At 57.4% G+C, this 11,587-nt stretch carries 13 protein-coding genes; all 13 read right to left on the bottom strand.

Annotated elements, in window-relative coordinates:
* Window positions 1-258 (bottom strand): transposase (locus M4578_RS25615; protein ID WP_258095920.1); only part of this gene is annotated, 258 nt, incomplete at its 3' end.
* Between the two features lie 62 nt (window positions 259-320).
* Window positions 321-1,087, bottom strand: a protein-coding gene (locus M4578_RS25620; protein WP_274705750.1) for an IS5 family transposase whose coding sequence is annotated in 2 segments (ribosomal slippage) — window positions 321-763 and window positions 763-1,087 — 768 coding nt in all. Because the reading frame shifts where the segments join, the coding sequence is not laid out codon by codon here.
* Window positions 1,088-1,876: 789 nt separating this feature from the next.
* The gene (locus M4578_RS25625; protein ID WP_258095921.1) at window positions 1,877-3,118 is read right to left on the bottom strand and encodes a type II toxin-antitoxin system HipA family toxin; all 1,242 of its coding nucleotides are present in this window, start codon (window positions 3,116-3,118) and stop codon (window positions 1,877-1,879) included.
* Window positions 3,108-3,413 carry a helix-turn-helix domain-containing protein gene (locus tag M4578_RS25630; protein WP_258095922.1) on the bottom strand — a complete coding sequence of 102 codons (306 nt, stop codon included), beginning with the start codon at window positions 3,411-3,413 and terminating at the stop codon, window positions 3,108-3,110. Before M4578_RS25630 ends, M4578_RS25625 begins: the two co-directional genes overlap by 11 nt.
* Before the next feature lie 202 nt (window positions 3,414-3,615).
* Complete coding sequence (locus M4578_RS25635; RefSeq protein WP_258095923.1) at window positions 3,616-3,909, bottom strand: DUF6088 family protein; 294 nt, start codon at window positions 3,907-3,909, stop codon at window positions 3,616-3,618.
* A gap of 74 nt (window positions 3,910-3,983) precedes the next feature.
* Window positions 3,984-5,552 (bottom strand): cytochrome-c peroxidase, encoded by a 1,569-nt coding sequence (locus M4578_RS25640; RefSeq protein WP_258095931.1) that lies wholly within the window; start codon window positions 5,550-5,552, stop codon window positions 3,984-3,986.
* A gap of 5 nt (window positions 5,553-5,557) precedes the next feature.
* Window positions 5,558-6,073, bottom strand: a complete 516-nt coding sequence (locus M4578_RS25645) for a cytochrome-c peroxidase (RefSeq protein ID WP_258095924.1) — start codon at window positions 6,071-6,073, stop codon at window positions 5,558-5,560.
* Window positions 6,074-6,281: 208 nt separating this feature from the next.
* Window positions 6,282-7,496 carry an IS256 family transposase gene (locus M4578_RS25650; RefSeq protein ID WP_258093556.1) on the bottom strand — a complete coding sequence of 405 codons (1,215 nt, stop codon included), beginning with the start codon at window positions 7,494-7,496 and terminating at the stop codon, window positions 6,282-6,284.
* A 127-nt stretch (window positions 7,497-7,623) separates the two neighbouring features.
* Window positions 7,624-8,235: a cytochrome c peroxidase gene (locus M4578_RS25655; protein ID WP_258095925.1), complete on the bottom strand. Its 612-nt coding sequence runs from the start codon at window positions 8,233-8,235 to the stop codon at window positions 7,624-7,626.
* 52 nt (window positions 8,236-8,287) lie between these two features.
* Window positions 8,288-8,686 carry a TIGR03982 family His-Xaa-Ser system protein gene (locus M4578_RS25660; protein WP_258095926.1) on the bottom strand — a complete coding sequence of 133 codons (399 nt, stop codon included), beginning with the start codon at window positions 8,684-8,686 and terminating at the stop codon, window positions 8,288-8,290.
* Entirely contained in the window at window positions 8,661-9,182 is a 522-nt protein-coding gene (hxsA, locus tag M4578_RS25665; protein ID WP_258095927.1) for a His-Xaa-Ser repeat protein HxsA, read from the bottom strand. Before hxsA ends, M4578_RS25660 begins: the two co-directional genes overlap by 26 nt.
* Window positions 9,179-10,258, bottom strand: a complete 1,080-nt coding sequence (hxsC, locus tag M4578_RS25670; RefSeq protein ID WP_258095928.1) for a His-Xaa-Ser system radical SAM maturase HxsC — start codon at window positions 10,256-10,258, stop codon at window positions 9,179-9,181. The genes hxsA and hxsC overlap by 4 nt, the downstream gene beginning before the upstream one ends.
* Complete coding sequence (gene hxsB / locus M4578_RS25675) at window positions 10,255-11,544, bottom strand: His-Xaa-Ser system radical SAM maturase HxsB (RefSeq protein WP_258095929.1); 1,290 nt, start codon at window positions 11,542-11,544, stop codon at window positions 10,255-10,257. Before hxsB ends, hxsC begins: the two co-directional genes overlap by 4 nt.
* Window positions 11,545-11,587 lie beyond the last annotated feature (43 nt).

Consider the following 11,587-nt stretch of genomic DNA (forward strand, 5'->3'; position numbering starts at 1 on the left):
GTTCTCCTCACGGCATTTATCCATGAGGCCAACATACCTGACCTCGTTCGCCCCCGGAGAGCGACCGCCGCAATCATACCATGTCTTGTGTGGACCATACGCCTTCGGCGCATCCCTCCAGCGCAAACCATTGCGGTTTACGAAGATAATCCCGCTCAGGACGCGCCGGTCGTCGACACGCGGTTTGCCGTGGGACTTCGGGAAGTAGGGCTCCAGGCGCGCCATCTGCGCATCGTTGAGCCAGAAGAGATCAGACATGTCACCGCTCAGTTTTCGCGCGGTGAATCATGCCGTTCCGCTGAAATCAATGGGTCCTGACCCTAGGAAGCGGCCTCATAAAACCTTAACCAAAGTCGGGATGATGCGAGGAGGACAGCTGCGTGGTAGTTGCGCGCAGTTTTTTCGTATCGCGTTGCGACTTTTCGGAAGTGTTTGAGCTTGTTGAAGTATCGTTCGACCAGATTGCGCTGCCGGTAAACTGCGGCATCGACTGACGGTTGAGCTTTGCGGTCCCGCTGAGTTGGGATGTGCCCCCGCCCGCCATGCGCTGCGATCAGCTCCAGGATGGCGCGGGCGTCGTAACCGCGATCGGCCACGACGTCGCCAGGCGCGGGGTGAGCCGCCAGCAGATCGGCCACCGCCGCCTTGTCCGAGGTCTGTCCGGCGGACAGCGTGATCGCCACCGGCAGGCCGCGATGATCGACCATGGCATTGATCTTGGTGCTCAGCCCGCCACGAGAACGACCGATGGCGTGATCCTCGCCCCCTTTTTACCCGCGGCCGCGTGCTGGTGGGCGCGGATGATCGAGCTGTCGATGAACTGCATACTGTCCGGTGACTTTTCCGAACGGGTTTCAAACACCTGCACCCAGACACCGGCCTTGGCCCAGCGATTGAAGCGGTTGTAGATGGTGGTGTGCGGGCCATAACGCTCTGGCAGATCGCGCCATGGCGAGCCGGTCCTGAGCCCCCAGAAGATGCCGTTAAGCACCCGCCGGTCGTCCACCCGCGCGACGCCGCGCGGCTTGTTGGGCAGAAGGGGCTGGATCAGCTCCCACTCGAAGTCGGTCAGATCAAAACGGGCCATGTTCACCTCCATTGCCGGAAGTGAAGCATAGACCCGCCACACTGGGAATCCCGGTTATGGGTTCAAAACCTAGAGGGCGGCGTAAGAAAATCCAGGCTCGCGGCTTTCGACCGGCCGAGCGTTCTCCCGACTTCCGCCAGATCCGCTCTGTGAAGCTCGATAAGGTCTCCGAATGTCTTGGCCGCAGCAACGCCAATGTGTATAGGTTCCCCCCGATCGATCTTGCCCTCAATGGTCCGCGCCCAAAGCTCCGCGTCACCGCGGCGCAGGAAGGATTCACTAATGTAGTGCCCTTTGCGTCTGACCTGGACTCGCCAGGAGCCCGAAGGAAGCTTTGATATGGTCGCCATTTCGTGTGCTCTATGTGTGCAGTGCGCGGTCGAAACGTGGCGAAAAGGGGCGTATTGGGTCGTAAATTGGAGTGCACACGCCGCCGCGCAATGAGTTGACGATTCTGGAAAAATGACGAAATATCAATCAGATAGACTCTCCGTCGCCCCTATGATGGATTGGATGGATTGTTATTTTGAATCAAGTACTTGATGGGTTCTGTGTGCAGTATTTGCACACGAGTTTTCGTGCTTTGTTTCCTTCTCATTCGCGCGATAGGTTGCGATTCAGCCGCCGTAGCCTCGATCTTCATGCAACCTGCGCAGGCTGAATGAGTTTCGTCTGAATGGAGTGTCCGTCCGGACATTAGGCTGGACCGATCGTCACTGCCGATACGGCTTACCGCTCCATGATCCCCACCTGGGGCTGGTCCGGAAATTCCCGACCTCGGTCGTCCGGTCACCCGACCAGAATGGCCGTCATCGTCCGGACGTGGGCGTCGATGCGCTCCAGGACCGCGCCGGGTACGACGGCGCGTTCGGGCAGATCCCACCAATGCGCGTCGACCGCCTGAACGGTTTCGGCAACCGCCTTCAAAACGGCGGGTTCGGGGAGCTTGGCGCGGTTGGCGAAAGTCTTCCAGCGCCCCGAGGTCAGTGCTTTGAAGGCGCGCTCGCCGCCGAGCGACAGGGCCAGGTCGTCCGCAGGAAGATAAGGAATGGTCGAGAGCAGGTCGTAGACGGGCGCTAGGGCAGGCGTGTTGCCGTCCCCGGGGTAGATCAGCGACCAGTTTTTCAGGTGCATGTCGCCATTGCCCATGAGCACCGAGAGCGCGAGACGTCGGACGAACTCCAGCGCGGCCAACGGAGAAATGGCGATGCTGAGCGCTGATGCGATGTCGTGATAGGCTGCGCCCTCGTATTTGCGCGCAGGGGGAATGCTGAACACCTGGGCGAAATCCTCGATATGGATGCGCTGGCCGCCCGGCCCGCGATCGAAGCGGCGCAGCAGCAGGACCTGCCCTTCGGTCATGGTCTCGAATTCCTGCGGGATGCCGTCGAACTGGTCACGGGTGACCAGCTCGTGCTCGGGCACCTCCATGCCGATCGCTTCGGCCAGTGCGAGGTTGGCAAATTCGTTTTCCGACACCGCCGGAAAAGCCGTGGAGGGGAACTTGGCGATATATTGTCCGTCGCCGTCGCCGAGCGGCACGGTCAGCCCGCCGCCCTTGCCGGTGTTCTTCATCACCGAGAGCTTCATCTGGACGCCGGCCAGAGAGAAACGAGCTTTCGGCGCCGTCTGCCTGGGCTTCGCCGGGGCCAGGGCATGGCCGTCGCCCGGAAGGGCGCGCACCGCGCCGGGCAGATCGGCCCCGAGCGCTGCGAGCAGGTCGAAGTCATTCCCGGGACGGACGCGCCCGGCGTGATGCTTTTCCATCGCGTCGCGCAGCTTGTCCTCGGGAAGCAGGTTGGCGAAGAAGGCCGGCAGGGCACCTGCGATCGGTCGCGGATCCTTGCGCAGCCCGCCATTCGCCGCCCGGAAGGACAGGCTGAGGATGGGGTATCCACCTGTCGCGCGATAGGCGGGATCGAAGCTGAAAGCGTTGAAATCGCCCGGGGTTCGGACGATGGTGCCGATCTTGTGCTGGTTCAGGAAAATGTCGAGCGCCTGAACGCTGGTGGCGGTTGGTTCAGCGCTCATCGTCAGGCTCCGGCTGCGGTGCGAAAGCCGGGGCATCCTCCCCGGCCTCGGGGCTGAGCAGGGCGTCGACCGCGGGCACCAGGAATTGCGGGATCAACATCATCTCGAGCCCGAGCGCGCGTGCGACATTCATCAGCGTGGTGGCGCGCGCGGCGGCGGCGCCCGTCTCGATGTCGCGGTAGCGCGGGCGGGAAATGCCAGCCAACTCGGCGACCTGTTCCTGGGTCAACTCGGCGGCCAGCCGCGCCCGGCGGAGCTGCGCGCCGATCGTGTGAAGCGAGTCTGTTTCGGGCACGAAGGATACCTTTGCGATTCATGTGATCGATATTGATCTGAAAACATATCATCATTCCGCTTAAATAGCAAGAGTATGATCTGTATCTATATCTTGATGTGGTCTGAAGAGACGTATAGGTATCATTGGTGTGGGGCCAAGGAACGACGGAAAGAAGCGCAATCCGGCCGCACAGGAGCGGCATATCTGATGAGGGCACCCTTCAGACGTAGGCGACGATCTGTTGTACGACAGGATGCATCCAGGCGGGCACATCTTTGCTCTGCTTCAAGAGCTCGTTCCGCTCATTGCCATCCAGTGCTGTTGCGAGCTTGGCGATGACGTGATCGTCGATGCGATCCTTGCCCATGTAGCGCAGGGCTTGGGACGCGGCACCGGTCTTCTGGCCCGCACCGACGAGAGTCTTGGCGGGCGCCTTCCTGAACTGAATCAACTGCTTGCCGATGGCCTTCGTGTGGGTCGGGCCGTCGGTCCTGTAGGTCGGCTTCGAGGGCATCTTTTTCGTCGCCCATATCCATCTTTCTATTACGGTGTGCTGCCGTGTATTCGAGAATCTGTGCGCGTGCTTTTCTACCTTCGGGGATCCAGTTCGCGCTGTTCCTGAAGTGCTTCGAGAAAATCACGTAAATAAGAGGCTTGCTCATCTGTCACTGTACTGGGTGCTGTCAGTATCGGCGAAATGGCCTCTATTTCCGCTGCCTCCATCAGATGTCCTCCATCCTCATTGTATGCGCGTGCATAGCGATATGGATTAAGGTGCTGGATTATTGCTTCGAGAAGTGTGTCGGTCTGGCCATTGTGAAAATATGGAGCTGTCAGTGTGACATTCCTTAGAGGTGGGGTTCGAAAAAGAAACCTATCCTTGGCGTTACGCGTCGCATAAAATCGACCTTGATCCTTGTACTCACGAAAATCAGCAACTCCTACTGAGTGAAAACCGAAGTCACTGAATATATCGCCGCTATGGCAAACGGCGCACTTACCAATTCCGTAAAATACGAGAGCTCCGCGTTTCTGGTTCACGCTCAATGCGGCCAGATCGCCCGATAGGTAACGATCCCAGGGTGTGTTTCGGGATTGAAATTCTATCTCGATATAGTGCGCGAGAGCATTGCCAATATGAGGTGGGCTGATCTGATCTGCATCGGTCAAACCGTAGCTCTCACGAAACAGAGCCTCGTAGCTTTCAGCTTGCGTCTTTTGCGTCCGATCACCCAGAAAAAGCAGTGGACCTAAGCGGGCGAGGACGTCATCTGGTTCCAGGTCTTTGGTGGTCGATGGCGCAAGCCCGTTCGAGATTCCAGGTTCGCCGAGCATCTCCACGGGGCTGAAAATTGGGCGGACGGATTGTAGAGCCATCAGATTTTCGAAACCAGCGGTGTCGAGCCCGTCCGGTGAGACGAGGCCTCCAAGGTTTGCAGCGACTTTCACTTCTAGGCGGCCGTCCCACAGCATTGCAGAGACGTCGTTGTGATCGCGGTTCCAAAGATCAGGCACATTGCGTGCCGGAATCTCTGGAAGCATACCTGGTGTCACGTCGAGACGCGGCTCAAGTGTGCCAGCGTCAGCAGTTGCATTCTGCGGGCTATGGCACGTCGCACAGGTGCGGTCGCCGTAACCGCTCAGGCGCGTGTCATAGAAAAGTTTTTCGCCAAGGCGAAACTTTGAGTCTCGCACGTAATCTTTCAAAGGCAGAGGGGTAAGGCTGAGAAGCTCGATCGTTACTCTGAGTTGTGCATCGAGTTCTGCCTCCGAGACTCCGCCCTGCTTCAGATGAGGATAGGCGGGGTCTGATATGGCCGATAGGTGCAATGCCGCGAGCGCATGTTGAGATACGTCAACGGACAGGAGATGCTCTCTGAGACTTGCGTAGTTCTTGCAAGGCAGTCGCGCGATTTCCAGTGCTTGGTCTAGTCGATAAAGTTCTGCAGGAGGGATGCGATCTTGGATGTTACTGTCTATTTCAGTCAAGCGTACGGCCTGATCACAGGCGGCGGCGAGGTGTCGGAACTCCGCCTCGCTGGTGCGGAGTTGAAGTCGCGGATGTAGCTGTGCCAGGTAGAGCCAGATTGCCAATATGAGGCATATGCCAATCACCGAAAGGCGAAAGAATATGTTGAATAGGGACGCGGAGAACATCAGTCTCAACGTTCATCCTCTGGGTCGAAATCCAGCGTAGAGAGGAAGTCGACAATCTCTGAGATCTCCTGTGCGCTTAATTCGACCGAGTACACTGGCTCTTGCGCCCAGCGTGCAATCCTCTGATAAATCTCAGTGCGGTCCAACGGAGAAAGCGCGCTGGTATCAATTCCCGCTAGGGGGTCCACATGCGCGCGGATTGCCATAGCCAGATCCGGCTCTGCACCGGAATGAGAATAGGGCGCGGTCTTCGTCACATTGAAAAGTGGGGGTGTCCGGAAGGTGTAGAGGTCGCCGGGATCTTGGGTGAAGTTGTATCGGCCGTAGTCGATGCCGAAGCCGTTGAATCCGAAGCCGAACTGGGCAAAAGGGATCGCGTGAAAGTCAAGGTCTGAGAAGTAGGGGCCGGAATGACAGGTTGCGCATTGACCTCGACCATAAAAGAGCAGACCTCCGGCGAGTTCGGATTCAGTCAGGTCTTCACCATCGAAAACAAACTTATGTAGTTTCGTGTCGCGCACACGAAACTCCAGGCGGATAAATGCTGCGAGGGCTTCGGCAACCTGTAGATAGGCTAGTTCTGCAGGGGAGTGTCCTGAACTTTGTGTATCCGGGCCGGCCCATGCGGTTTGGGATACTCAAGCGTCGAAGCGCTCGCCGAACATTATGGCGAACTNGGGAGTGTCCTGAACTTTGTGTATCCGGGCCGGCCCATGCGGTTTGGGATACTCAAGCGTCGAAGCGCTCGCCGAACATTATGGCGAACTGATTGCGGGCGGCAAACCATTCCCGGACATTTCGGCCATCCTTTTCGAATTTGCGGATTGCGAGGTAGATCAGCTTGGTCGCGGCCTCGTCGGTCGGGAACGAGCCCCGTGTCTTGATGGATTTCCGGATGACGCGGTTCAGACTTTCTATGGCATTCGTGGTGTAGATGATCTTGCGGATCGCGGGATCGAAACCAAAGAACGGGATCACCTCCTGCCATGCTCGGCGCCAGGCCGGGGCGATGGAGGCGTATTTCCCGGCCCATTTCTCCTCGAAGGCATCGAGCTCGGCCTCGGCCATATCGGCGGTCGGGGCGCTGTAAATCCGGCGCAGGTCGGCAGCCACCACCTTCCGGTCCTTCCAGGAACAGAAGTTCAGGCTGTGGCGCACCAGATGCACGATGCAGGTCTGGACCATGGCCTCCGGGAAGGCGGCAGTGATGGCCTCGGGGAAGCCCTTCAGACCGTCCACGACCGCGATCAGAATGTCCTGGGTGCCGCGGTTCTTCAGCTCGTTCATCACCGAAAGCCAGAATTTGGCGCCTTCATTTTCGGCGATCCAGAGGCCAAGAACCTCGCGCTGGCCATCGCGGGTAACGCCCAAGGCGACATACACGGCCTTGTTCTTCACCGTCCGGCTGTCGGCATCGCGGATCTTCACCCGTAGCGCGTCGAAGATCACGATCGGATACATTCGTTCCAGCGCCCGGCTCTGCCATTCCCGGACCTCGTCCAGAACGGCGTCGGTCACGCGGCTGATCAGGTCGGGCGAGACCTTCAGACCGTAGAGATCGAGCAGATGGGCCTGGATATCCCGCACCGTCAGCCCGGCGGCATAGAGCCCGATGATCTTGTCGTCCATCCCGTCGATCCGGGTCTGGCCCTTCTTCACTAGTTCGGGCTCGAAGCTGCTGTCGCGGTCGCGGGGCACCGCCACCGGCATCTCTCCGTCCTGTCCCTTCAGCACCTTGGTCGAGGTGCCGTTCCGGCGGTTGCCCTGTCCCGGTGGAACCTCCTTGCCCTCTTCATAGCCCAGATGCGCGGTCAGCTCGGCGCCCAGCATCCGCTCCATGAGCTTGATCTTCAGCTCTTTCATCAGCCCGGCCTCGCCGAGCAGGTCCTCAGGGCGCTCCACGCCCTTCAGCAGTTCGTCCAGCAGTTCCTTGGAAATCGTCATGCATGCTTCCTTTCGAAGAAGCATGGACCGGATCACTCATACACAGAAGATCTGACACTCTCGNGTCCAGCAGTTCCTTGGAAATCGTCATGCATGCTTCCTTTCGAAGAAGCATGGACCGGATCACTCATACACAGAAGATCTGACACTCTCGTTCTGCAGTGTCGATATTGAAGGCCTCAGCCATTGGCCCTGCGATCTCAGGTGTAGCCTTGATACGTTTGGCAATCTCTTGGTGAACCCTCTGTGCTGCGTCGACATCCCCCTGACGTAGCCACTCTGTATCATCACTTTCGCCGATCATTTCTCGGAATTCGACAGTAGGCAGATGCGTTGCCACGACGAGCGCGTCATCAGAGGGCACCATGGACCCAAACTGGCTCCGCACTGAGGCTGAGCTTCCATCGACCCGGCCGTCCCAAAAGAACACGTTGAAGCCGACGCCTCCTCGTCCCCAGAGAGCCAGAGCATTGCGAGAAAGCAGCCCTGCTGGGCTTTTCATCCTCTCGATGCCGGTACCCACACCGCCAGCTCCATGTCCGAGGGGGAGCCCGTCAGCGGATCCGAACTCATCCAGATGGCAGTTGCGGCAGGAAACGTTGCGCGTAAGCGAAAGCAGGTCGCTGTCAAAAAGGAGTTCGCCGACAGTGGCCTTATTGAGATCGAACTCGGGCCAGAGCTCTTTAGGTCGCTGCAAACCGTTATCGAGTGCAGCTTTCCGCAGCACTGCCTCTCGCATAGTCTCCGCAGCGGCGGGGAGCGCAATTACCATCGCGAGGACGCACACAACTCTAGTAACGGATTTCATGAATCTCGATCACATTCTGCAAATCGGTTGTCTTTGCTTCGATGGCTTTTAGGGCCATGTAACCTAGAGCGGTCTCGTCAAGGCCGATGAGTTGTAGGCGTTTCCGGAGGAGGTCGTAATCTTGGCAATCGATAAGGCCTATTTCGCTTGCCTCAAGATCTCGGAGGGCCTCTTCGGATGGCGCAATCTCTACCTTTTGCTTTGCAATGAGATGGAACCGCATGGAGCGATCACATCTATAGGTGGCTTCTTGGTATGAGGTCTGCGCCAGCGAGATTACCGTCCATTTCCAAGCAGGGGGAGCGATCTGACCAAGAATCGTGCCCGCGGCGAATAGAAGGGCGCCAGCAATCCATTTATTTCGCAACGATATTGAGGGCATCCAAAACCTCCGGTGTGATCGTGCCGGTAATGCTCAATCCCCAATCCTTCTGGAACTTACTGATTGCAGTCTTGGTGCCAGTGCCGACAATGCCGTCAATTGCGCCAGTATAATAACCATAGGCATAAAGCGCAGTTTGGACACGTTTGACGATATCTATGAAGGCGGCACTGTTCCCCGGCAACGTCTTCGGCGATTCTGCAGCACGCGGCATCACAGACGAGGGAGGGGTGCTGTTGCTGGAGGGCGCGGGGGACCGGTATGTCCCGCCGCCCGAAGATGAACGATGGCTGCCATGAGAGCCATGGGAACCGTGGCTCGAATGTGAACGATGGCCAGCCAGTGTGTACTTATGTTCGCCGCGGAGGATTTGGAACAATGACGTAGATTTATCGTTATCGTCATCCAAACGTAGCGGCGGGACTACTGCTTGGGCGATTTGGGGCAGATATCCAGCCGCAGCGAGTGTGAGGGCAAAGGTTCCTAACTTCTTCATTGAGAATGTATCTCCATAAAACCGTCCTCCATCCGATACCATTCGAAGACGCCTGAGCAGCGAGAGCGCAACTGACATGTGGCACAGGCGGCGAGATACTTTTGCTTCCAATCTGAAATCGATTGGGCGGCATATTGCCGATATGCCGGAGGCACGGTGCAGAGCGGGAAATTGTAAAGTGCAATATCTTGGTTGCGGGCCCGCATCAGGTCGATAGCGCTGCCGAGCTCCTTGAAATCCACACTGCTGTCGAAAAAGCAGCGCGCCCAATTCATGCGACCGTAGCCGATGCGCTCCATCTGCATGATTGCCCATGTGGTCGCGAAGGGAATGTGTCGAGATATGAAGTCGGCAAGCATGGTCAGTCCTGCCACATTCGGCGTCATCACCACAGTTCGAAGTTCTACAGCTGCTCCAGCCAGCCCCATGAGCGAAAGGTTTTGGGTCAATTGCGCAAAGGCTCCAGGTTTCCCTACGATGTCGTCATGAATGGACGGATCGTCGGAATAGATCGGAATGCCCCAAAGCAGCCTGCTTCGATGTTTGCGCAGCCACGGCAGATCATCCCGCTCGAAATGCTGTCCGTTGGTCAATATGTGGAAGCTCAGATCGTCTCGGTCGGCAAAGGACGCTTCGATGAAGTCAAAAAGCTCCTTCTTGTGCAGCAGCGGCTCGCCCCCCGACAGGCCGATACAAGTACCTGTCGGTGCAAGACGTGCGGCCGCCAGGAAATAGGCGAACATGTCCTCATGATGGGCTTTCGGCGGCTGGGAGCACATGACGCAAAGTTGGTCACACTGCTCTGTGATGAGGAAAGTATTGTGTGGCGAACCTGCTCGGATCAGCCGGTGGGCGATCTGTCGACGGGGGTCGACAAGCAGCACATCTCCATCAATTTCAGTCGGGGCGATGTTATGGATATGGAAATCGCCGTCTGTGGCTTGAAAGCCCAGGCGGTTCGGCTCTTCTATGACCAACTGGGCGTCCGACGAGCCTTGTGGCTCTCCGGTTGCGATTCTGACGACGAAGGGAGCGAGCGACCGATCACATTCCGATTTGAGGCGCAGAGGAATCATGGCGCAACCGGCTTCAGGGCATCAGGAAGCGATTCAAGTCCAAGCCATCTTGAAAGCGTATATTGGATCGCCGGATCAGAGCTGTAGAGTAACTCGAACGCGAGATCGAAAACAGCGAGATGCCGCTGGCAAAACCAGCTTTCTTGTCGGGGTACGTCAATCCTGCCACTGCGCGATAGATCATCGATCGGATCGGTTCCGCAGAAGGGTTGATAGGGGCAATGAATGCAGTCGGGATCAAAGTTGTTGATGTGCCCTGGCGCCAGTAGTGCGAGCTTCTCCTGATCCAAGCCATCCACCACATTGCCAATTGAGAGATCTACCTGCCGGATGCGTGCCAGCATCCGTGCCTCATCGCTCGGATAGATGAACCCGTCAAAGTCGACGACGGCATTCGCACCTGTCGGTATGTTGGGGTTTCTCAAATCAGTGTGGTTATCTACGCCGGCGCCAAGGATACGGCGTAGACAATGCGTGATATAAAACTCCTCCATCACCCTATCTGTCCGAGCAGTGTGGGCAATAAGTGTGTTGATGAAGTTACGGTAGTAAGCTGTCCAGTTCACAGACGCTCGCGCGGCTGGGTGGCTCTTACGCGCGAAGCCCTGGTAGTTAACCGGTCGCAGGTAGAGAGATTTGAAGCCGAACTGCTCATAGCTTGCAATAAGCTCCCCGGCCGTAGGAGGATCCTCAATGTCGATCGTCGGCAGGGCAGATACCTTTTCAGGCCCGACCAGCTTGATCACCTTGGAGAGGTTACAATGGAACTCCCGGGTCAGATCGGCATTTGCTGTCCGATTTCGGGTATGAATGTCGTGAGGGCCATCGAGAGACGTACTGATAAACACGTCATCGCTTTTGATGAACTCAACGATCTCGTCGTTCAGCGTCTGAAGATTGGTGCAGACCACAAAGCGCACGTGGTGAAACCGCTGCCGGGCGAACTCTGCAACTGCCTTGATGTGATCGAGGCGTAGGAACGGTTCTCCGCCCTGGAACTCGATCTGAATTTCGTTGCCTGGAAGATGATCGAGAAAGGTAAGGGTTTGCTTGAGTGTCTCCTCGCTCCAGTCAAAGCCCTTCGCGGTGAGCGGGGCCCGGGACACTTGGCAATAGGAGCATTTCAAATCACATCGCAGAGTTGGAATAAGTATGACGTAGGCGGAGCCGCCACCGACATGTTGGCGTTGTGCCCACCTGCTCATGAACGCTGTGTGCGAGAGATCACCTTCGTCTTGATAGGGAACGTCTGATCTACCGTTTTGGCTGTGCCGATTTCCATGCAATCGGGCTTTGATTTAGCATACAGGGACCGATTTTGGGCTCGTA

It is taken from the genome of Salipiger pentaromativorans (assembly GCF_024721115.1).
Classification (GTDB): Bacteria; Pseudomonadota; Alphaproteobacteria; order Rhodobacterales; family Rhodobacteraceae; genus Salipiger; species Salipiger pentaromativorans.

Excerpts from the sequence above, each read along its gene's own strand:
- M4578_RS25660 (WP_258095926.1), bottom strand. The coding sequence starts at position 8,686 with ATGCCCTCAATATCGTTGCGAAATAAATGGATTGCTGGCGCCCTTCTA.
- hxsA (WP_258095927.1), bottom strand. The coding sequence starts at position 9,182 with ATGAAGAAGTTAGGAACCTTTGCCCTCACACTCGCTGCGGCTGGATAT.
- M4578_RS25640 (WP_258095931.1), bottom strand. The coding sequence starts at position 5,552 with ATGTTCTCCGCGTCCCTATTCAACATATTCTTTCGCCTTTCGGTGATT.
- M4578_RS25650 (WP_258093556.1), bottom strand. The coding sequence starts at position 7,496 with ATGACGATTTCCAAGGAACTGCTGGACGAACTGCTGAAGGGCGTGGAG.
- hxsC (WP_258095928.1), bottom strand. The coding sequence starts at position 10,258 with ATGATTCCTCTGCGCCTCAAATCGGAATGTGATCGGTCGCTCGCTCCC.
- M4578_RS25635 (WP_258095923.1), bottom strand. The coding sequence starts at position 3,909 with ATGCCCTCGAAGCCGACCTACAGGACCGACGGCCCGACCCACACGAAG.
- M4578_RS25625 (WP_258095921.1), bottom strand. The coding sequence starts at position 3,118 with ATGAGCGCTGAACCAACCGCCACCAGCGTTCAGGCGCTCGACATTTTC.
- M4578_RS25655 (WP_258095925.1), bottom strand. The coding sequence starts at position 8,235 with ATGCGAGAGGCAGTGCTGCGGAAAGCTGCACTCGATAACGGTTTGCAG.